The sequence below is a fragment of the Streptomyces sp. NPDC002004 genome (assembly GCF_053593975.1).
Genome location: NZ_JBSFDP010000005.1, coordinates 205,854 through 227,035, shown reverse-complemented (window position 1 = coordinate 227,035; position 21,182 = coordinate 205,854). Strand labels below are relative to the sequence as shown.

Below are 21,182 nucleotides of genomic sequence, written 5' to 3'. Positions count from 1 at the left end.
GTCCGTGGATCAGTCCGTGGATCATGAGGCCCCGCATCACCTTCGTCAGCCGACCGTCCCGGGGGAGGAGCACTTCGTCTCGCTCGCGCTGGTGAACACGTATTTCACGCTGGGCCACGGCCCCGTGGACCTGCTGGAGGACGCCGAAGCGGCGCACCTGTGGCTGGTGCGTCACGAGCTGCTGCCCGACCGGGCGGCGCTCGGGGGCCGGCAGCTCGGCCGTCTGCTCGGCCTGCGGGCCGCCGTGCGCAGCCTGTTCGAGGCCCGCGCGGCGCGCACGGTCCCGCCCCGGGACGGCCTCGACACCTTCAACCAGGCTCTCGCCGCGGCACCCTCCACGCCGCGTCTCGCCTGGCCGGCCGGCGGCCCGCACCGCGACGACGCCCCCGACACGGGCAATCCCGTCGGAGCAGCCCTCTCGCTGCTCGCCGAGGACGCCGCCGACCTTCTCACCGGGGCGGAGGCGGCCCGGCTCGCCGCGTGCGCCGCCCCCGGCTGCGTCCGCTGGTACCTGCGCTCCCACGCGGCGCGCCGCTGGTGCACCACGAAATGCGGCAACCGGGTACGGGCCGCGCGTCACTACGCGGCGCACAGGGCCGGTGACACCGGCGGGACCCCGGCCTGACGCGGAGGGCGACGGCGGCCCGATCACGGAAGGTGACCGCGGCCTGATCGCGACGGGTGACTTCGATGATCGGGCCAGGGTCCTTTCGGTACGGGTCCGATCACGAGATATCTTGATGTCGAGCAATGTTGCAGACGTGGAGCGGAGCACCCGGTGACTGACTCGACCATCATTTACACACACACTGACGAGGCCCCGGCCCTGGCGACGCATTCGTTCCTGCCGGTGGTCCAGGCGTACGCCTCGCAGGCCGGTGTCACTGTGGAGACCCGTGACATCTCCCTGGCCGGGCGCATCATCGCCGTCTTCCCGGAGTACCTGGAGGAGGGCCAGCGCATCCCCGACGCCCTCGCCGAGCTGGGCGAGCTCGCCAAGACGCCCGGGGCCAACATCATCAAGCTGCCGAACATCTCGGCCTCGATCCCGCAGCTGAAGGCCGCGGTCGCCGAGCTGCAGGGCCAGGGCTACGCGCTGCCGGACTACCCGGACGACCCGAAGACCGACGAGGAGCGCGAGATCCGCGCCCGCTACGACAAGGTCAAGGGCAGCGCCGTCAACCCGGTCCTGCGCGAGGGCAACTCCGACCGCCGCGCCCCCGCGTCGGTGAAGAACTACGCCAAGGCGCACCCGCACCGCATGGGCGCCTGGACCTCCGAGTCCAGGACGAACGTCGCGACCATGGGCCAGAACGACTTCCGCTCCACCGAGAAGTCCACGGTCGTCACCGAGGCCGGCGCGCTGCGCATCGAGCTGGTGGGCGACGACGGCACGACCACCGTGCTGCGTGAGTCCGTACCGGTCCAGGCCGGCGAGGTCGTCGACGCCTCCGTCATGCGCGTCGCCGCGCTGCGCGAGTTCCTGACCGCGCAGGTCGCCCGCGCCAAGGCGGAGGGCGTGCTGTTCTCCGTCCACCTCAAGGCCACGATGATGAAGGTCTCCGACCCGATCGTCTTCGGCCATGTCGTGCGCGCCTTCTTCCCGAAGACGTTCGCGAAGTACGGCGAGACGCTCGCCGCGGCCGGCCTCACCCCGAACGACGGCCTCGGCGGCATCTACAAGGGCCTGGAGGCCCTGCCCGAGGGCGCCGAGATCAAGGCCTCCTTCGACGCCGAGCTCGCCGAGGGCCCGGAGCTGGCGATGGTCGACTCCGACAAGGGCATCACCAACCTGCACGTCCCGTCGGACGTCATCGTCGACGCCTCCATGCCGGCGATGATCCGCACCTCCGGCCACATGTGGGGCCCGGACGGCGAGGAGCACGACACCCTCGCGGTCCTGCCGGACAGCAGCTACGCGGGCGTCTACCAGGTCGTCGTCGACGACTGCCGCGCCCACGGCGCCTTCGACCCGTCCACCATGGGCTCGGTCCCGAACGTCGGCCTCATGGCGCAGAAGGCCGAGGAGTACGGCAGCCACGACAAGACCTTCGAGATCCCCACCACGGGCACGGTCCGCCTCGTCGACCAGGCCGGCAATGTCGTCCTGGAGCAGACCGTCTCGGCCGGCGACATCTTCCGCGCCTGCCAGACCAAGGACGCCCCGGTCCGCGACTGGGTGAAGCTCGCCGTCACCCGTGCCCGCGCCACCGGTGACCCGGCCGTGTTCTGGCTGGACGCGACCCGCGCGCACGACGCCCAGCTCATCACCAAGGTCGAGCAGTACCTGTCGGAGCACGACACCGAGGGCCTGGAGATCAAGATCCTCTCCCCGGTCGAGGCGACCAAGTTCTCCCTGGAGCGCATCCGCCAGGGCCTGAACACCATCTCGGTCACCGGCAACGTCCTGCGCGACTACCTGACCGACCTGTTCCCGATCCTCGAGCTGGGCACCAGCGCGAAGATGCTCTCGGTCGTCCCGCTGATGAACGGCGGCGGTCTGTTCGAGACGGGTGCCGGCGGCTCCGCGCCCAAGCACGTCCAGCAGCTGGTCAAGGAGAACTACCTGCGCTGGGACAGCCTGGGCGAGTTCTTCGCCCTCGCCGCCAGCTTCGAGCACCTGGCGCAGACCACGGGCAACGCCCGCGCCCAGATCCTCGCGGACACCCTGGACCGCGCCACGGCGACCTTCCTCAACGAGAACAAGTCGCCGACCCGCCGCGTAGGCGGCATCGACAACCGCGGCAGCCACTTCTACCTGGGCCTCTACTGGGCCCAGGAGCTGGCGAAGCAGACCGACGACGCGCAGCTCGCTGCCGCGTTCTCCGGCCTGGCCAAGACGCTGACCGAGCAGGAGCAGAACATCGTCGACGAGCTCGTCGCGGTGCAGGGCAAGCCGGCCGACATCGGCGGCTACTACCAGCCCGACGTGACCAAGGCGGTCGCCGTCATGCGCCCGTCCGCCACGCTCAACGAGGCGCTGGGCACCCTCGCCTGATCCTCACCGCGCACCGGGACCGCCCCGGCCGGACTTCCCGTCCGGCCGGGGCGGTTCGCCGTATGCGGCTGCCCGCCCGTGTCCCGGGGCGGGCGGCTCACGCAGGGGACTTGGGTGCGGGCCCGGCGCCGGCCGTCGTGATGCTGCCATGGACGGGGTGGACCGGGCCGCGGAATTTCGGTGACGGGCAGGCACGGTGGGGGACGGGCGGCGGCCCGGTACCTCCGTGCCGCCCCGTACCGCCCACCGGGCGGCCCCTCCGCTCGTCAGGGGCGGCGTCCGCCCTCCCCGGTGCCCGTCAGGGCATCGCGGACCCGTAGCCGCAGCCGGTCGTCCCCTCGGATGAGATGGGTCTCCAGACCGGTGCCGATCACACGCAGGTCGCCCTCCGCCAGTTCGGTCAGCGCGCCGAGGTGGCCGGGCGTCAGGGCGCCTGGGCCCAGGGCCTCCAGGGCGTCGCACACCTCCATCGGCGCAGCCCCGTTCCGCACGGACCCCAGCACGGCTCCGGCCAGCGCGCTGCGGTCCAGTGTCTCGGGCCCGGTCACGGCCACGAGGGCGAGCACGGCCACCGGGACCTGTTCCGGGTCGCCGAGCAGCTCCTCCAGACGGGCCACGAGCGGTCGCCCGGCCGGGCCGAGGAGTGCGGCCGTCCGCGCCGCGCGCATCGCGCTCCAGCGGAACCAGGGGGACCCGCCCGCCCGTACGAGGACCGACTCCAGCGCCGGTACGACGGTCTCCGCGTCCTGCGTGATCCGCCAGAGCGCGGAGGCGAGCGCCACGTCCGCGTCGAGCTCCGGCGAGGTGAGCCCGGCGCTCCCGCGACCGAGGGCCGCGCGCAGCGCCGGGACCGCCGCGGCGGCCGCCGCGCCCAGTTCACCCGCGGCCAGGGCCCCCTCGGTGATCTCGTGGGTCCCCCCGGTGAGCCGCTTCGCGAGCGCTTCCAGGAGCGCCGCGCTCTCGCCGATCAGCTCGTACAGCGCTCTCGCCACCACCAGTGCTCCGTCGCCGGCCGCCGCACGCAGCTCGGCGGCCGCGCGCTCCCGGGCCTCGGGCGGGCCCCCGACCGCGACCGCCGCGATGGCCGGCGCCGTCCACTGCGGCCCGCGCGGCAGCGTCGCGTACAGCTCGGGCAGCGCGGGGGCGGCGGGGGCGCCCCACTGCCGCAGCAGCCGCGTCAGCGGGGGAACCTCGCCGTCCTGGAGTCCGGTCCACGCCAACCGCGCCCGGACGGCGTCCAGGAGCTCCGCGTCGAACGGGAAGGGCGCGTCGGCCGGTGCCATGAGCCCGGCGGCCGCGTCGAGTGCCCTGGGGCTGCGCCCGAGGCCGCGGGCGAGGAGAGGAGCCGCCTGGGCGGGCGCGACGAGGACCAGCGCGGCGAGGGCCTGGTCCGCGAGATCGGCGTCGCCGGGGTCCGCCGCCGAGCGTCCGCTGCTCCCGTCGTGGTCATCGGCCGCGAGCACGGCGGCGGGACGGCCGGCTCCGGCCCCGAGCGCTCCGTCCCCGCCCCCTGTCGCCGTAGCGGCCAGCGCCGGGGCGGCCTCCGCGGCGAGCGGCCCCAGCTTCCCCAGGAGCGGCAGCACGTCCGGTACCGAAGCGGCGTCGGCCGTCGGCGCCAGCAAGGCGGGCAGCAGCCGCTCCGGGGCACTGCGGGAGACATGGCACGCACGGTCGGCGGCCCACAGGGCCTCGGCCCGCACCTCGGGCCGCGCGTCACGCACCGCGGCGTCGAGCAGCGCGCCCGCGGCGGCCCGGTCCGTGTCCGTGTCGCGGCGCAGCAGTTCCTCTGCGATCCAGGACAGCGGCTCCCCGCGGTCCAGGTCGAGCCGGTCGGCGGTCAGGGGGTCCAGGGGGAGCAGCGACACGGCGGCCTCGTGGTGCGCGCCGGTCCATGGCTGCCCGGCGTCCAGGCACGCGAAGACCGCGGCGATCCGCAGCCGCGCGGGCTGCCCCGCACCCAGCACCGTCCGTGCCGCCGCGGCGCCGGCCACCGGGTCCAGCCGGGTGAGAGCGCCCAGGAGTTCGGCCCGCACCACCGGTTCCGACTCCGCCTCCCAGCGGGCGCGCAGCGCGGGCAGCACCGCGTCGGCCTCGCGGGTGTGCGCCACCGCCCAGGCGGCGGCCCGGCGGGTCGCCGGATCGGTGTCGGAGAGCATCGGCAGCATCAGCGGGAGCTGCGCGGCGACCGCCGCGCGGATGGCTCCGGGGGCCACGCCGTAGGCGTCCTGGCTCCCGGCAATGCCGCCGAGCAGCGCCAGGACGTCGGCCGACCGGTGCCCGGCTGCGGCGATGCGCGCGAGGAAGGGGGCCACGTCGGCGCTTGCGGCGTACACGGTGCCCTGGTGCAGGACGCTGCCGTACAGCTCCGACAGCGCCTTCTCCGCGGCGGCCGCATCGCCTCCCGCGAGCGCCCGCAGGACACCGGGCAGATCCTCGGCGGTGCCGTAGGCGTGCGAGGCGTCGGCCCAGGGGTGTTCATCGAGACCTTCGAGGGCCTGTGCGAGTTCCATGGCCGGATCCTGGCAGGTGGGTCCGACAGTCAACTCCCCGGTCCGCCCGACCCCATCGGTCCCGGCCCCCTCCCTCGGAGCCGGCGCCGCTCCGGGCGGCAGAGGGTCCCTCACCGGGCGGTGGCTCGTGGCCGGTCCCCGGCGGGAGTGCCGGATGCCGGGGCGCTGCCCGTGCCGAGCCTTCGGCCGGAGTGACGGATGCGTGGGGTGCTGCCCGTGGCCGTCAGCTGTCGGCACCCCACCCCGGGACCGTCGGCAGCACCTTCTCCGCGACGCGGAGCACTGTCGCGTCGTCCGGCACCCCGCCGTCCGCGCGCCACAGGGTCACGTCGAAGGAGCCGCCGCTGTCCTTGGCGTCGCGGGCCACGGTGAGGGCGCGGGCCGGGACGCCCGGACCGCTGTCGGTGTCGCCCCCGTCGAGACGGAACCGGATGCTGACGGTGTGGTCCGGGTGCAGGACCGCCGGACGGCCCAGCAGCGTCCGCTGCCGCGCGCCGTCACCCAGGAGTCCGGCGGACCCGGCCACCGGAAGGCGGTCGTAGGTGGCCGACAGCGTCACGGTGTAGGTCTCGAACTCGACCCGTGCCGAGGGAGTGTCGATCTCCTTGCCGCCGGCCCACCTGACGGAACCACCGCTGCCACCGGCGGTCTTCACGGTCTCCGTCGGTGTGCCCAGCAGGTCGGCGAGGTCGGGGCGGTTCAGCGCCTCGCACAGTTGCGCCCCGGAGACGTGCCGGGGCGCCTTCCCGGGCTCCCTCGACCCCTTCTCGGGCTCCCCGCCCGAGCATGTGGCGGGAGACGGTGCGCTGTTCGGCGACTCCGTCTTCTGGACGGTCCACAGGCCGACGCCGAGTGCCGCCACCAGCGCCACGGCCGCGACGGCCTGTCCCCACGCGCCCGCGACCTTCGTGGGCGTGTCGATATCGTCTGCCATGTCCCCCACCTGCAGTGATCCCCCGATACGTGCCCGGGGACCCTAACCCGTGATCGTCGGGCGGACAAGCGAGATCGGCCGGTGGCGCCGGCCCCGGTCGGCGCGTCGGCCGCGTGTCCGTCAGTCCGTGCGCTGCAGGGCGAAGCTGTCCGCCAGGGTGTCGATCTGGGCGGCCAGCAGAGTGCCCCCGTCGTGGCCCATGCCCGTGAACTGTCCCGAGACCTCCAGGCCGACCGCCCCGTGCAACTGGCTCCAGACGAGGACGACTCCGGCCAGCGCGGCTCCCTCCTCGCCCGCGGGCACCTGCTCACGGGCCCACCCGGCGACGGCGCCGTCCGCGGCGGCCCACCGCTCCATCTGTTCCACCAGCGGACGCACCGCCGGCGTGGGATCGGCCGCCACGAAGCACGGCAGGAACGGGCCCAGTACGGCCCGCGCGCTGTCGAGCGTGTCCGACGGAGCGCTGTAACCGGGCACGGGCGTGCCCTCGATCAGCAGGTACCGGTGCGGCTGGGCCACCGCCCACGCGCGCGCGGCCGCCGCAAGGGCCCGCAGTCGCGCCCGCGGGGCGGTGTCCGCGGGCAGGTGCCCGGCCGCGGCCGCGACGGCATCCCCGAGATCTCCGTAAGCGTCGCGGATCAGATCGGTCAGCAGCGCGTCCCGGCTGTCGAAGTAGCGGTAGAGCGCGGGTCCCGACAGTCCGACCTCCTTGGCGATCCGGGACAGTGCCACGGCCGCCGTGCCGCCCTCCGCGAGCTGGCGCAGGGCGATCTCCTTGATCTCCGCGCGGGTCTGCTCGCGGTAGCGCGCCCTCGGGCCCAGTGAACTCGCGGTCACGGACGACTCCCTCTCTCGGTGTGCGACACACCTTAACGAAAGTCCGATCGACCCGCTCTTGCTAGAGGCATTCGAAAGAGTTACAGTCTCTAACTGTTGGGAATGCCGATAACGGTCGCTTCCGTGGAGGAGCGGCCTGCCCGAACCCGAGGAGACCGTCATGACCGCCGACACCACCCGCGCACCCCGCACCCTGCACGCCGTCCTCGGCTCCGGCCCTGCCGGCACCGCCCTCGCCCAGGAGCTGGCCCGCCGGGGACACGCCGTGCGACTGGTCGACCGCCGGGGTGACGGCCCCGCCGTCGAGGGCGTCGAGCGGTACGCCGCCGATGTCAGCACCGCCGAGGGAGCCCGCGCGGCCACCGCCGGCGCCACCGTGGTCCACCACTGCGTCAACGTCGCCTATCACCTCCAGGTGGAGGTGATGCCGCGCATCCAGGAGGCCGTTCTCGGTGCCGTGACCGACAGCGGTGCCCGCCTGGTCGTGCTCGACACCCTGTACCCGTACGGCGAGACCGGGGGAGCGGTGATGACGGAGGAGAGCCCCTGGAAGGCCACCAGCCGCAAGGGCCGGATGCGGGCCACGCTCGATCAGCGGTACCTCGACGCCCACCGTGAGGGCCGCGCCCGGGTGGTCCTCGGCCGCTCCGCCGACTTCGTCGGGCCCGGGGTGCTCAACTCCACCCTCGGTGCCGCGGTCTTCCCCGGCGCGCTCACCGGCGGGCAGGTGCTGGCCCTGGGTGACATCGACCTGCCCCACAGCTACTCCTGCATCACGGACGTGGCCTCGGGCCTGGCGACGCTCGGCGAACGCCCCGAGGGCGACGGTCGTGTGTGGCACCTGCCGACCGCGCCCGCCGTCAGCACGCGCGAGATCCACACCATGATCGAGGAGCGGGTGGGCCGCCCGCTGGACGTGATGCTCATGGCGGAGCCGCGCCCCGTCGGCCCCTTCGACGAGCAGTTCATGGCGGAGTACGCCGAGATGTTCTACCAGCACACCGAGGCGCAGATCATGGATTCCTCCGCCTTCGAACGCGCCTTCGGCGCGGAGCCCGCCCCGCTCGCGAAGACCCTCGACGCGACCCTGGCCTGGTACGGGGACTGGCTCGCCCGTGGCTGACGGTCCGGCGCCCCGTATGTCACGTCCGGGGCGTGACGGAGCGCTTCGGACGGCGGGGTGCGCCGTCCGTGGTGCTCGCGTCGGCCGCACGAGGGACGTCATTGCATAAAAGTGCAGCGCTGCGTATAGTCATGCCATCCAAGAGGAGGATTCCAACGTGGTACGCGCAGCAGTTGCAGGGGCGAGCGGATACGCGGGCGGCGAGTTGCTGCGCCTGCTCATCGCGCACCCCGAGGTCGAGATCGGTGCTCTGACCGGGAACAGCAACGCGGGTCAGCGCCTGGGCGCGCTCCAGCCGCATCTGCTGCCGCTCGCCGACCGTGTCCTGGAGCCGACGACGCCCGAGGCGCTCGCCGGACACGACGTCGTCTTCCTCGCCCTGCCGCACGGCCAGTCCGCCGCGGTCGCCGAGCAGCTCGGACCGGAGGTGCTGGTCGTCGACATGGGCGCGGACTTCCGGCTGACCGACGCCGCCGACTGGGAGAAGTTCTACGGCTCCGCGCACGCCGGTTCCTGGCCCTACGGCCTTCCCGAACTTCCGGGTGCCCGCGCAGCGCTGGAGGGGTCCAAGCGCATCGCGGTGCCCGGTTGCTACCCCACGGCCGTCTCACTCGCGCTGTTCCCGGCGTACGCGGCGGGCCTGGTCGAGTCCGAGGCCGTGATCGTCGCGGCATCCGGCACCTCGGGCGCGGGCAAGACGCCCAAGCCGCACCTGCTGGGCAGCGAGGTCATGGGCTCCGTCTCCCCGTACGGCGTCGGCGGGGTGCACCGGCACACGCCCGAGATGGTCCAGAACCTCAGCGCGGCCGCCGGTGAACCCGTCTCCGTCTCCTTCACGCCCACCCTCGTCCCGATGCCGCGCGGCATCCTCGCCACCTGCTCCGCCCGGGCGAAGGGCGGGGTCACGGCGGAGACTGTGAGGGCGGCGTACGAGAAGGCGTTCGTCGACGAGCCGTTCGTGCACCTGCTGCCCGAGGGGCAGTGGCCCGCCACCGCCTCCGTCCACGGCTCGAACGCCGCGCAGGTGCAGGTCGCCCTCGACGAGGGCGTCGGCCGCGTCATCGCGATCAGCGCCATCGACAACCTCACCAAGGGCACCGCGGGCGGCGCGGTGCAGAGCATGAATATCGCCCTGGGGCTCCCCGAGGGCACCGGGCTCCCGGCGACCGGGATCGCACCGTGAGCGACGCACGGGCAGCAGCCGGGCCGAGCACAACCACGACAGCCGCCGCCCCGCGTCACCGGGGCGGAGCAGCGGACAAGGAGACACAGTGAGCGTGACGGCAGCTAAGGGATTCACGGCGGCGGGCATCGCCGCCGGGATCAAGGAGAGCGGCGGCCCGGACCTGGCCCTCGTGGTCAACAACGGGCCCCGTCTGGCCGCCGCGGGCGTCTTCACCTCCAACCGCGTCAAGGCCGCTCCCGTCCTGTGGTCGGAGCAGGTCCTCAAGGGCGGTCTGGTGTCCGCCGTCGTCCTCAACTCCGGCGGGGCCAACGCCTGCACGGGCCCCAAGGGCTTCCAGGACACGCACGCCACCGCGGAGAAGGCCGCGGAAACCCTGGGGCTGAACGCCGGCGAGGTCGCCGTCGCGTCCACCGGACTGATCGGCGTCCTGCTCCCCATGGACAAGCTCCTCCCTGGCGTCGAGAAGGCCGCTCGGGAGCTGTCCGAGCACGGCGGCGAGAAGGCCGCGATCGCCATCAAGACCACCGACACCGTCCACAAGACGGCCGTCGCCACCGGGGGCGACACCTCCCGGCCGGAGGCCGGGGGAGGCTGGACCGTCGGCGGCATGGCCAAGGGCGCGGGCATGCTCGCCCCGGGCCTCGCCACCATGCTGGTCGTCCTCACCACCGACGCCGACGTGGACGGCGAGACCCTCGACCGGGCCCTGCGCGCAGCGACCGCGGTCACCTTCGACCGGGTCGACTCCGACGGCTGCATGTCCACCAACGACACCGTGCTGCTCCTCGCCTCCGGAGCCTCCGGGGTCACCCCCGAGTACGCGGAGTTCGCCGAGGCCGTGCGGAAGGTCTGCGACGACCTGGGCCGCCAGCTGATCGGCGACGCCGAGGGCGCCAGCAAGGACATCAAGGTCGAGGTGATCAACGCCGCGACCGAGGCGGACGCCGTCGAGGTGGGGCGCTCCATCGCCCGCAACAACCTCCTCAAGTGCGCGATCCACGGCGAGGACCCCAACTGGGGCCGGGTGCTCTCCGCCATCGGCACGACCTCCGCCGCCTTCGAGCCCGAACAGTTGAACGTCGCCATCAACGGCATCTGGGTCTGCAAGAACGGCTCGGTGGGCGAGGACCGCGACCTGGTCGACATGCGCTACCGCGAGGTCCACGTCGTCGCCGACCTCGCCGCGGGCGGCGAGACCGCGACGATCTGGACCAACGACCTCACCGCCGACTACGTCCACGAGAACAGCGCGTACAGCTCATGAGTACGACCAGGAAGCACACCGCCCTGCCCAAGGCCCAGACCCTCATCGAGGCGCTGCCCTGGCTGACCCGGCACCACGGCAGGACCGTCGTCATCAAGTTCGGCGGCAACGCCATGATCGACGACGACCTGAAGGCCGCCTTCGCGCAGGACGTGGTGTTCCTGCGACACGCCGGGCTGAAGCCCGTCGTGGTCCACGGCGGCGGCCCGCAGATCAGCGCCCAGCTCGACAGGCACGGCCTGGTCAGCGAGTTCAAGGCCGGGCTGCGGGTGACGACGCCGGAGGCCATGGACGTCGTCCGTATGGTGCTCGCCGGACAGGTCCAGCGTGAGCTCGTCGGTCTCCTCAACCAGCACGGCCCGCTCGCCGTCGGTCTCACCGGCGAGGACGCGCACACCATCACCGCGACCAAGCACCTGCCGCAGATCGACGGCGAGGCGGTCGACATCGGCCGGGTCGGCGAGATCACGGCCATCGACACCGGCGCAATCGAGGCGCTGCTGGAGGACGGCCGTATCCCCGTCGTCTCGTCGATCGCCCGGTCGGCCGACGACGGGCACGTCTACAACGTCAACGCGGACACCGCCGCCGCGGCCCTCGCCGCGGCCCTGAACGCCGAGACGCTGATGGTCCTCACCGACGTCGAAGGACTGTACGAGGACTGGCCGAACAGCGACGAGGTGATCAGCCGGCTCACCGCGAGCGAGCTGGAGAAGCTGCTGCCCGAGCTGGCCAGCGGCATGGTCCCGAAGATGCAGGGCTGCCTGTTCGCCGTGCGCAACGGCGTGCGGACCGCCCGCGTCATCGACGGCCGCGTCCAGCACTCGATCCTGCTGGAGATCTTCACGGACGAAGGCATCGGCACGATGGTCGTGCCGGACACGGAGGGGGAGTCGTGAGCAACCAGGACCTGACCCTGCGGTGGCAGGGCGCACTCATGGACAACTACGGCACCCCGCGGCTGCCGCTGGTCCGTGGCGAGGGCGCCAGGCTGTGGGACGCGGACGGCACGGAGTACCTGGACTTCGTCGGCGGGATCGCGGTGAACGCGCTGGGCCACGCCCACCCCGCGGTCGTGGAGGCCGTCAGCCGGCAGATCGCGTCCCTCGGCCATGTCTCCAACCTCTTCGTCGCCGAACCGCCCGTCGCCCTCGCCGAGCGCCTGCTCCACCTGTTCGGGCGCTCCGACGGCCGTGTCTTCTTCTGCAACTCCGGCGCCGAGGCCAACGAGGGCGCCTTCAAGATCGGACGCCTGACGGGCCGTACTCACATGGTGGCCACCCTGGGCGGCTTCCACGGACGGACCATGGGGGCCCTGGCCCTCACCGGTCAGCCCGGCAAGCAGGAGCCCTTCCTGCCCCTGCCCGGTGACGTCACGCACGTCCCGTACGGCGACGTCGAGGCGCTGCGGGCCGCGGTCACCACCGAGACCGCGCTGGTCGTCATCGAGCCGATCCAGGGCGAGAACGGTGTCGTCGTGCCGCCCCCGGGCTATCTGCGGGCGGCCCGTGAGATCACCGAGGCCACCGGCACGCTCCTGGTCCTCGACGAGGTGCAGACGGGAATCGGCCGCACCGGGCACTGGTTCGAGCACCAGGCCCACGACGGCGTCCGGCCCGACATCGTCACGCTCGCCAAGGGTCTCGGCGGCGGGCTGCCGCTCGGCGCGACCGTCGCCTTCGGCGCCGCTGCCGACCTGCTGAAGCCCGGCCACCACGGCACGACGTTCGGCGGCAACCCGGTCGCCTGTGCCGCGGGCCTGGCCGTCCTGGACACGATCGCCGCCGACGGGCTCCTGGAGAACGTCAAGCGCGCGGAGGAGCGGCTGCGCGACGGAATCCAGTCGCTCGGCCATCCGTTGATCGCCCATGTCCGGGGCTCGGGGCTGCTCCTGGGTATCGTGCTCACCGAGCCGCTCGCGCCCCAGGCGCAGCAGGCGGCTCAGGACGCCGGCCTCCTGGTGAACGCGCCCGCCCCCGATGTCGTACGGCTGATGCCGCCGCTCAACCTCCGCGACGACGAGGTGGACACCTTCCTCCGGGCGCTGCCCGGTGTCCTCGACGAGGTCAACGGGGACGGACGATCCGGAGAATGAGACGACGATGAGCCATGCGCAGGACAACGGGAACGGAGCCGGCGGACCCGCCGTGCCGCAGACCCGCACCGCTCGGCACCGCCGGATCGTGGACATCCTCAACCGGCAGCCGGTGCGCTCCCAGAGCCAGTTGGCGAAGCTGCTCGCCGACGACGGGCTGAGCGTCACCCAGGCGACGCTCTCCCGGGACCTGGACGAGCTCAACGCGGTGAAGATCCGCAACACCGACGGCGACCTCATCTACGCCGTGCCGAGCGAGGGCGGCTTCCGCACGCCGCGCGCCCCGCTCGGCGGGTCGGCCAAGGAAGAGCGGATGCGGCGCCTGTCCGGCGAGCTCCTGATCTCGGCGGAGGCCTCCGCCAACCTCGTCGTCCTGCGCACCCCGCCCGGCGCCGCGCAGTTCCTCGCCTCGGCCATCGACCAGGCCGAGCTCCACGACATCCTGGGCACCATCGCCGGCGACGACACGCTGCTGCTCATCAGCAGGGACCCCTCCGGAGGCCAGGCGCTGGCCGACCACCTGCTGAGGCTCGCGCAGAACGAGCACCCGTAGGGGGCGTCGGCGAAGTCGCGCCCTCAGGGGGGAGCCGGAAGGTCTCAGTACCGGGTCAGGGCCGTCGGCCCCGACTCCGTGCCGATGGCGATGTGCGGCTTCCTCTTCGGCTCGGCCCACGCCAGAATCGCCCGCATCGCGTCCTCCGGCACGGAGACACAACCCGCCGTCGCGCCCTTGCCGTTGACGTGCAGAAAGATCCCGGCGCCGCGCCCCCGCACCGGGCGGTCGTAGTTGAACCCGATGACGAGGGCGTAGGAGTACTGCGTGCCGTACGCGGCGAGGTGCTCGGACTCGCCGGCCCGGCAGTCGGCGGGCCGTGGTTCCGTCCAGCGGTTGTAGGAGCGGGAGTCGTTGTCCTGGCACCACCAGGAGTCGTCGTGCACCCGGCGGTACGCCACCGACGTCCCCGCGGGAGCGGCCCGGATGCCGAATCCGAACGGCAGGCCGAACAGCCCCGTCGGCGTCGTTTCGGTGCCCTGTTTCCGCGTGGCCCCTTCGGTGAGACCTTTCGCGCCGAAGCGGGCCGGTGCCGAACCCGCCTCCACCCACGCCCCGTTGCGCCGGTCCCACCAGGTGAGCGTCCCGGATGTCGCGGCGGGGCCGGCGGCCTGAGCGGTGATCAGCTGGCTGCCGCCCCCGGTGTCGGCCATCCGTGCGGGCAGCGGCGTCGCGCCCCCGGAGGGGCCGGTGCCGGGCGGTGCGGCACCGAGGACGAACAGGGCAGCGGACGCGAGGACGGCGAGACCGGGACGCATGCCTCAGAACGTACCCGGCGGCAACGGTAGCGGCAGACCGGGCAGTCCATCCAGGCTAGTGGCCACGTGCTCCTTCTTGGTGAAGTAGTCGTTCAGTGAGGAGTCGTCCTCGCGGGCGAACCGCTTGGCGTGCAGATCACGGTCCTCGTCGTAGGTCATGAAGGGCACCGCGTATCCGCAGGTGTCACGGATGAGTTCGGCATGCACCAGGATGACGGCGCGCAGTCCGTGCGGGGTGGGGTCCACGCCGGGAAAGTGCGTCAGCAGCGGCCCGAAGCGCGGGTCGTCGCGGAACACGGGTTCCCCGCGCCCGTGCACCCGGACGATGTTCGGCGGCCCCTGGAATGCGCACCACATGAGGGTGATGCGGCCGTTCTCGCGCAGATGGGCGACGGTCTCGGCGTTGCTGCCCGCGAAGTCCAGATACGCCACCGTCAGCTCGTCGACCACGGCGAACGAGCCGGAGATCCCCTTGGGCGAGAGGTTGACGGTGCCGTCACCCGAAAGTGGGGCGGTGGCCGTGAAGAAGAGGGGCTGTGCCTCGATGAAGGTGCGGAGCCGGCCGTCTATGCGCTCGTAGGTCTTTCCCATGTCTAACGATTATTGGGGAAAGGCATGGCCTCATGGTGCGGAATCCCCATGAAGATCGGACGGGCGTGCGAATGCGGCGCGTTTACGACCCCCCTGATGCGGACGACGGTGCCCGGGTCCTCGTGGACCGGCTCTGGCCGCGCGGGCTGTCGAAGGAGGCGGCGCGGCTCGACGCCTGGCTCAAGGACGTGTCCCCTTCGAACGAGCTGCGGAAGTGGTACGCGCACGATCCCGGGCGGCACGAGGAGTTCGTCGCCCGGTATCGCGCGGAGCTCACCGCTCCGGAGGCGGCGGCTGCCCTCGGCAGCCTCCGGGAGCTGGCGGCCGAGGGGCCGCTGACCCTGCTGACCTCGACGAAGGAGCTGCCGCTGAGCCATCTGCCGGTGATCGCCCGAGCCCTGGCGGAAGGGGGGTGACGCTCCCGGCCCGGTGGGGCGGTGGCCCGCGGCGGGCGGGGCGGGCGGGGCGCAGGGTCGGGACCTCCGTGGGTCCCGACCGGGGCCTCGGCGGCCGGGATCGCGGGGGACTCCGGCCGGGCGCGACGGGGATCTCCCCTCGGGGCTCCGCGGCCCCGGCGAGCGGGATTGACGAAACATGCAGTGCAATGCATACTCATGCATATCAAGCGAATGCACTGTGAGGAGAAACCCGTGACCGAGCGCGTCGTACTCGCCTACTCGGGCGGCCTGGACACCTCCGTCGCCATCGGCTGGATCGCCGAGGAGACGGGCGCCGAGGTCATCGCCGTTGCCGTGGACGTCGGCCAGGGCGGCGAGGACCTGGACGTCATCCGCAAGCGCGCGCTCGCCTGCGGTGCCGTCGAGGCGGAGGTCGCGGACGCCAAGGACGAGTTCGCCGAGGAGTACTGCCTCCCGGCGATCAAGGCCAACGCCCTCTACATGGACCGGTACCCGCTGGTCTCCGCGCTGTCCCGGCCGACGATCGTCAAGCACCTCGTCGCCGCCGCCAAGAAGCACGGCGCCGACACGGTCGCCCACGGCTGCACCGGCAAGGGCAACGACCAGGTCCGCTTCGAGGCCGGCATCGTCGCCCTCGCCCCCGACCTCAAGTGCATCGCGCCGGTCCGTGACTACGCGATGACCCGGGACAAGGCCATCGCCTTCTGCGAGGACAAGAACCTCCCGATCGCGACCACCAAGAAGTCCCCGTACTCCATCGACCAGAACGTCTTCGGGCGGGCCGTCGAGACCGGGTTCCTCGAGGACATCTGGAACGCGCCGATCGAGGACATCTACGAGTACACCCAGAACCCGGCCACGCCCCGCGAGCCCGACGAGGTGGTGATCACCTTCAAGGCGGGCGTCCCGGTCGCCATCGACGGCAAGCCCGTCACCGTCCTCCAGGCCATCCAGCAGCTCAACGAGCGCGCCGGAGCCCAGGGCATCGGCCGGATCGACATGGTCGAGGACCGGCTGGTCGGCATCAAGTCCCGCGAGGTGTACGAGGCGCCGGGCGCGATCGCGCTGATCACCGCCCACCAGGAGCTGGAGAGCGTCACCGTCGAGCGCGAGCTCGCCCGCTACAAGCGGCAGGTCGAGCAGCGCTGGGGCGAGCTCGTCTACGACGGCCTGTGGTTCTCGCCGCTCAAGCGTGCCCTGGAGGGCTTCATCAATGAGGCCAACCAGCACGTCACGGGCGACATCCGGATGACCCTGCAGGGCGGCCGTGCCGTCGTCACCGGCCGCAAGTCCGACGAGTCGCTGTACGACTTCAACCTCGCGACCTACGACACGGGCGACACGTTCGACCAGTCGAAGGCGCAGGGGTTCATCGAGATCTTCGGTCTGTCGTCGAAGATTGCGGCCAAGCGGGACCTGGCGTAAGCAGCATCGCGCACGCGACAGCCGCCTCCTCGCCGTACGCGGCGGGGAGGCGGCCGCACATCACCACCCCCTGAACAGAGCCAAGGAGCAAGTGAAGTGAGCAGCAACAGCGGTGACGTCCGGCTCTGGGGCGGCCGGTTCGCCGACGGACCCGCCGAGGCCCTGGCCAAGCTGTCCGTGTCCGTCCACTTCGACTGGCGCCTGGCGCCCTACGACATCGCGGGCTCCCGTGCCCACGCACGCGTGCTGCACAAGGCCGGGCTGCTCACGGCCGACGAGCTCTCCCGCATGCTGGAGGGGCTCGACCGGCTGGAGGCCGACGTCGCCGACGGCAGCTTCGTCGGCACCATCGCCGACGAGGACGTGCACACCGCGCTGGAGCGCGGCCTGCTGGAGCGGCTCGGCCCCGACCTCGGCGGCAAGCTGCGCGCCGGCCGGTCCCGCAACGACCAGGTGGCGACCCTCTTCCGGATGTACCTGCGTGACCACGCCCGGATCATCGGCGGCCTGATCGCCGACCTCCAGGCGGCCCTCATCGGTCTCGCCGAGGCCCACCCGGACGTCGCCATGCCCGGGCGTACGCACCTCCAGCACGCCCAGCCCGTGCTGTTCGCGCACCATGTGCTCGCCCATGTGCAGTCCCTGTCCCGGGATGCCGAGCGGCTGCGCCAGTGGGACGAGCGCACCGCGGTCTCGCCGTACGGCTCGGGAGCCCTGGCCGGTTCGTCGCTCGGCCTCGACCCGGAGGCGGTCGCCGAGGACCTCGGCTTCGAGCACGGCAGCGCCGGCAACTCCATCGACGGCACGGCGTCCCGCGACTTCGTCGCCGAGTTCGCGTTCATCACCGCGATGATCGGCGTGAACCTGTCGCGGATCGCCGAGGAGATCATCATCTGGAACACGAAGGAGTTCTCCTTCGTCACGCTCCACGACGCCTTCTCCACCGGTTCGTCGATCATGCCGCAGAAGAAGAACCCGGACATCGCCGAGCTCGCGCGCGGCAAGTCGGGCCGGCTGATCGGCAATCTGACCGGGCTCCTGGCGACCCTCAAGGCCCTGCCCCTGGCGTACAACCGGGACCTCCAGGAGGACAAGGAGCCGGTCTTCGACTCCTGCGACCAGCTGGAGGTCCTGCTCCCCGCCTTCACGGGCATGATGGCGACCCTCACGGTCAACCGGGAGCGCATGGAGGAGCTGGCCCCGGCCGGGTTCTCGCTGGCCACCGACATCGCCGAGTGGCTGGTCAAGCAGGGTGTGCCGTTCCGGGTGGCGCACGAGGTCGCGGGCGAGTGCGTCAAGGAGTGCGAGGCGCACGGCATCGAGCTGGACCAGCTCACCGACGAGCAGTTCGCCAAGATCTCGACCCATCTGACGCCCGAGGTCCGCACGGTCCTGAACGTCCCGGGCGCCCTCGCCGCGCGCAGCGGCCGCGGCGGCACCGCACCGTCGGCGGTGGCCGTACAGCTGGCCGAGGTCAAGGCCGACGTGGCGGCCCAGCAGGAATGGGCGAACGCCCGTAAGTAACCGGCGCCGCCCGCAGCGACGGGCACCGTCCGCCCCGAGGGGTGCGTCACCGGCAACGGCCGTGACGCACCCCTCGGTGTTTCCCGGGCCGCTTCACCGGCCCGGCCCTCCGGCCGTCAGCCGGCGGTCTCCGCCCAGTACGCGAGGGCCGAGAAATCGTCGTGGGTGAGGCCGACCCCCGGATGCACCCACCACAGCAGCGCCGACGAGGGATGATTCCGGGCCACCCACGCCTCGTCCTGCTCGGTGATCTCGTCGTCCACCCAGGCGAACGGCCGCCCCGCCGCGTACGCCACGACGTACTGCGTCTTCCAGAGAGTGCCCTCGGGCGCGGGGCCGTGGGTCTCCGGCCAGTCGATGTACGGCAGCCGGGGGAGCCCCAGCTGCGGGCCGATCCATTCGTTCGCCTCGTCCATCCAGGTGGAAGCCCACACCAGCTCGTACGCACGCGTCAGCTTGCGCAGCTCCGCCCCGTGGTCGCGATGGAGCAGCACGGGCAGGAACGGCGACCACTCCCAGCCGGCCGGATGCGTCAGATGGACGTCGTAGCCCTCCGGCGCCGGGCCGGCCAGCGCCAGATACGGGTTCACCGGCCCGTCTATGTCGATCAGCAGGAGGGGCTTCATGGGTTCAGCATCTCCCCGCGCATCCCCCCTGTGCCCGGCCCGGCCGGTCCCCTTCCGCGCACGTGACGGCCGGATGTCTGAGTCGTTGTTGTTTCTCATGAGACATTCATGTCTCACATGGGGTACTCTTGTCTCATGTCAGTCGATCGAGAACGGGTCCTGCGCGACGCCGGCGCCCTGCTCACCCGGAAGGCCACGGCCACCATGGACGAGGTCGCCAGGGCCGCCGGGATCAGCAGGGCCACCCTGCACCGGCTCTTCGCCGGCCGTGACGCACTGGTCAAGGCGCTCGAGGAGCTCGGGATCCAGGAATGCGAGGCGGCCCTGGACCGGGCGCGGCTGGACGAGGGCAGCGCCGAGGACGCGCTGCGCCGCCTGGTCGCCGAGGTCGAGTCCGCCGCCGGACTGCTGGCCTTCCTGGTCACCGAGAACCAGCTCTTCGAGGGCGAGACGCAGAACGAGGGCTGGGCCCGGCTCGACGCCCGGATCTCCGCGCTCTTCCGGCGCGGCCAGCAGAGCGGCGAGTTCCGCATCGACCTGAGCCCGGCCTGGCTGACCGAGGCGCTCTACGGCCTCGTCGGCTCGTGCGCCTGGGCCGTGATGGACGGCCGGGTGGCATCCAAGGATTTCCCATTCATGATCGTCGAGCTGATGCTCGGCGGCGCGCGAAGGCGAGAGTGAGACCATGACCAGCACTCAGCAGCGGACGGCAGTGGCGGAGGTGGTGGAGCGCAGGCCCGGCCGGTGGCTCGCCCTGTCCGTCCTCCTGCTCGCGGTGCTGCTGGTCACGGTGGACGCGACCGTGCTCGGCCTCGCGACGCCGTACATCAGCGAAGACCTCAGGCCCACGGGGACCCAGCTGCTGTGGATCGGCGACGTCTACTCGTTCGTGATCGCAGGTCTGCTCGTCTCGATGGGCAGCCTCGGCGACCGCATCGGCAGGAAGAAGCTGCTGCTCTGCGGTGCCACCGCCTTCGGGCTGGTGTCCGTGCTCAACGCCTATGCGTCGAACCCCGGGACGCTGATCCTCGCCCGGGCCCTGCTCGGTGTCGCGGGGGCCACGCTCATGCCGTCGACCCTGGCGCTCATCCGCAACCTGTTCCACGACCCGCGCGAGCGCAGCCTCGCCATCGGTGTCTGGGGCGCCATGGCCTCGGCAGGTGCCGCCGTCGGACCGATGGTCGGCGGTGTCCTGCTGGAGCACTTCTGGTGGGGTTCGGTCTTCCTCATCAACCTGCCCGTGATGGCGGTCCTCCTCGTCGTCGGCGTGCGGCTGCTGCCCGAGTCCAGGAACCCCGAGCCGGGCCCGTGGGACCTGATCAGCGTGGCGCTGTCCCTGATCGGCATGGTGTCGGTCGTGTACGCCGTCAAGGAGACGGCCGCGCACGGCCTGGGCTGGGAGGCCGCGGCCACCGCAGTGCTCGGCGTCGGCGCCCTGACGGGCTTCGTGCGCCGTCAGCTCACGCTGCGCACACCACTGCTGGACATGCGGCTGTTCCAGCACCGGGGCTTCTCCGGCGCGGTCCTCGCCGACCTGCTGACCATCCTCGGCCTCTCCGGCCTGGTCTTCTTCCTCTCGCAGTTCCTGCAACTCGTACAGGGGCGCGAGCCGTTCGAGGCGGGCCTCGCCGAAGTCCCCGCCGCCGTGGGCGCGGTGGTGGCGGGACTCATCGCGGGCCACACGGCACGGCGGTTCTCGGTGCGCGGCGTCGTATCGGCCGGCCTGGCGGCCATCGGCCTCGCCCTGGCCGCCCTCATGGCGCTGAGCCGGTCCACGGGCTACCCAGCGCTGTTCGCGGTGCTCCTCGTCGTCGGTGTCGGCGCCGGGTTCTCCTTCACGGTCACCGCGGACGTGATCCTGTCCAGCGTCCCCAAGGAGCAGGCCGGTGCGGCGTCGGCGGTCTCCGAGACCGCCTACGAACTCGGCGCCGCCCTCGGTATCGCCCTGCTGGGCTCCATGGTCATGGGCGTGTACCAGAACTTCCCGACGCCGTCGGGGACCCCCGCCGAGGCGGCCGCCCTGGCCCACGAGTCCCTGGGCGGTGCGGTGGAGTCGGCGGCGACGCTTCCCGGCCCTGGGGGCCACGCCCTGCTCACGGCGGCCCAGTCGGCCTTCGTGGAGGGCATGCGCTTCGCCTCGGGCGTCGGCGCGGCAGTCCTGCTGGCGACGGCGGTGGGCGCGTGGTACCTGCTGAGGGGCCAGAGGCTGCAGTAGCAGCAGGCCTCCACGCATGTGAGCCCCCGCGGGCAGTCCTGCCCGCGGGGGCTCATCCGGTCCTGGGGCCGGGGTGACCGGCCGGTGCGGTCATCCGCAGCGACACCCCGGCGCCGGTTCGGGC

The 21,182-nt window shown here is 72.3% G+C and carries 19 protein-coding genes; 13 read left to right on the top strand and 6 right to left on the bottom strand.

Features of this window, described 5'->3' with window-relative positions:
- Positions 1-4 precede the first annotated feature (4 nt).
- Together ACWCP6_RS11345 and ACWCP6_RS11340 are read left to right on the top strand one after the other, a co-directional pair.
- A complete protein-coding gene (locus tag ACWCP6_RS11345; RefSeq protein WP_450932135.1) occupies positions 5-625 on the top strand; it encodes a CGNR zinc finger domain-containing protein in 621 nt (206 codons plus the stop codon).
- 153 nt (positions 626-778) lie between these two features.
- On the top strand, positions 779-2,998 hold the full coding sequence (locus tag ACWCP6_RS11340) for an NADP-dependent isocitrate dehydrogenase (protein WP_450932134.1): 2,220 nt from the start codon (positions 779-781) through the stop codon (positions 2,996-2,998).
- A gap of 266 nt (positions 2,999-3,264) precedes the next feature.
- On the opposite strand, the gene ACWCP6_RS11335 is transcribed toward ACWCP6_RS11340, so the two are convergent.
- The 3 genes from ACWCP6_RS11335 to ACWCP6_RS11325 all read right to left on the bottom strand — a co-directional run bounded on the left by ACWCP6_RS11335 (position 3,265) and on the right by ACWCP6_RS11325 (position 7,279).
- Entirely contained in the window at positions 3,265-5,508 is a 2,244-nt protein-coding gene (locus ACWCP6_RS11335) for a HEAT repeat domain-containing protein (protein ID WP_450932133.1), read from the bottom strand.
- 223 nt (positions 5,509-5,731) lie between these two features.
- Positions 5,732-6,442 (bottom strand): DUF6215 domain-containing protein, encoded by a 711-nt coding sequence (locus tag ACWCP6_RS11330; protein WP_450932132.1) that lies wholly within the window; start codon positions 6,440-6,442, stop codon positions 5,732-5,734.
- 120 nt (positions 6,443-6,562) lie between these two features.
- Positions 6,563-7,279: a TetR/AcrR family transcriptional regulator gene (locus ACWCP6_RS11325; protein ID WP_450932131.1), complete on the bottom strand. Its 717-nt coding sequence runs from the start codon at positions 7,277-7,279 to the stop codon at positions 6,563-6,565.
- Between the two features lie 160 nt (positions 7,280-7,439).
- On the opposite strand from ACWCP6_RS11325, the gene ACWCP6_RS11320 reads away from it, so the two are divergent.
- The 6 genes from ACWCP6_RS11320 (at position 7,440) to ACWCP6_RS11295 (ending at position 13,500) form a co-directional block, all read left to right on the top strand.
- Positions 7,440-8,402: an NAD-dependent epimerase/dehydratase family protein gene (locus ACWCP6_RS11320; protein ID WP_450932130.1), complete on the top strand. Its 963-nt coding sequence runs from the start codon at positions 7,440-7,442 to the stop codon at positions 8,400-8,402.
- 157 nt (positions 8,403-8,559) lie between these two features.
- Positions 8,560-9,585: an N-acetyl-gamma-glutamyl-phosphate reductase gene (argC, locus tag ACWCP6_RS11315; protein ID WP_450932129.1), complete on the top strand. Its 1,026-nt coding sequence runs from the start codon at positions 8,560-8,562 to the stop codon at positions 9,583-9,585.
- Between the two features lie 88 nt (positions 9,586-9,673).
- Complete coding sequence (gene argJ / locus ACWCP6_RS11310; protein WP_450932128.1) at positions 9,674-10,852, top strand: bifunctional glutamate N-acetyltransferase/amino-acid acetyltransferase ArgJ; 1,179 nt, start codon at positions 9,674-9,676, stop codon at positions 10,850-10,852.
- Positions 10,849-11,751 (top strand): acetylglutamate kinase, encoded by a 903-nt coding sequence (gene argB / locus ACWCP6_RS11305; RefSeq protein ID WP_450932127.1) that lies wholly within the window; start codon positions 10,849-10,851, stop codon positions 11,749-11,751. Before argJ ends, argB begins: the two co-directional genes overlap by 4 nt.
- A complete protein-coding gene (locus ACWCP6_RS11300) occupies positions 11,748-12,947 on the top strand; it encodes an acetylornithine transaminase (protein ID WP_450932126.1) in 1,200 nt (399 codons plus the stop codon). The genes argB and ACWCP6_RS11300 overlap by 4 nt, the downstream gene beginning before the upstream one ends.
- 7 nt (positions 12,948-12,954) lie before the next feature.
- Complete coding sequence (locus ACWCP6_RS11295) at positions 12,955-13,500, top strand: arginine repressor (protein WP_450932125.1); 546 nt, start codon at positions 12,955-12,957, stop codon at positions 13,498-13,500.
- A 44-nt stretch (positions 13,501-13,544) separates the two neighbouring features.
- On the opposite strand, the gene ACWCP6_RS11290 is transcribed toward ACWCP6_RS11295, so the two are convergent.
- Together ACWCP6_RS11290 and ACWCP6_RS11285 are read right to left on the bottom strand one after the other, a co-directional pair.
- A complete protein-coding gene (locus ACWCP6_RS11290) occupies positions 13,545-14,258 on the bottom strand; it encodes a L,D-transpeptidase family protein (RefSeq protein ID WP_450932124.1) in 714 nt (237 codons plus the stop codon).
- A 3-nt stretch (positions 14,259-14,261) separates the two neighbouring features.
- Positions 14,262-14,849, bottom strand: a complete 588-nt coding sequence (locus tag ACWCP6_RS11285) for a pyridoxamine 5'-phosphate oxidase family protein (protein ID WP_450932123.1) — start codon at positions 14,847-14,849, stop codon at positions 14,262-14,264.
- Positions 14,850-14,881: 32 nt separating this feature from the next.
- On the opposite strand from ACWCP6_RS11285, the gene ACWCP6_RS11280 reads away from it, so the two are divergent.
- From ACWCP6_RS11280 to argH, 3 genes are all read left to right on the top strand, one after another.
- A complete protein-coding gene (locus tag ACWCP6_RS11280) occupies positions 14,882-15,265 on the top strand; it encodes a DUF488 domain-containing protein (protein WP_450932122.1) in 384 nt (127 codons plus the stop codon).
- Between the two features lie 234 nt (positions 15,266-15,499).
- Positions 15,500-16,693 (top strand): argininosuccinate synthase, encoded by a 1,194-nt coding sequence (locus ACWCP6_RS11275; protein WP_450932121.1) that lies wholly within the window; start codon positions 15,500-15,502, stop codon positions 16,691-16,693.
- A 96-nt stretch (positions 16,694-16,789) separates the two neighbouring features.
- Positions 16,790-18,217: an argininosuccinate lyase gene (gene argH, locus ACWCP6_RS11270; protein ID WP_450932120.1), complete on the top strand. Its 1,428-nt coding sequence runs from the start codon at positions 16,790-16,792 to the stop codon at positions 18,215-18,217.
- A 116-nt stretch (positions 18,218-18,333) separates the two neighbouring features.
- Here the strand turns inward: argH and ACWCP6_RS11265 are convergent, their stop codons facing one another.
- Complete coding sequence (locus tag ACWCP6_RS11265; protein WP_450932119.1) at positions 18,334-18,843, bottom strand: hypothetical protein; 510 nt, start codon at positions 18,841-18,843, stop codon at positions 18,334-18,336.
- Between the two features lie 135 nt (positions 18,844-18,978).
- Between ACWCP6_RS11265 and ACWCP6_RS11260 the strand changes: the two genes are divergently transcribed.
- Together ACWCP6_RS11260 and ACWCP6_RS11255 are read left to right on the top strand one after the other, a co-directional pair.
- Positions 18,979-19,524, top strand: coding sequence for a TetR/AcrR family transcriptional regulator (locus ACWCP6_RS11260; RefSeq protein WP_450932118.1), 546 nt, complete (start codon positions 18,979-18,981; stop codon positions 19,522-19,524).
- A 4-nt stretch (positions 19,525-19,528) separates the two neighbouring features.
- Positions 19,529-21,058, top strand: a complete 1,530-nt coding sequence (locus ACWCP6_RS11255) for an MFS transporter (protein WP_450932117.1) — start codon at positions 19,529-19,531, stop codon at positions 21,056-21,058.
- Positions 21,059-21,182 lie beyond the last annotated feature (124 nt).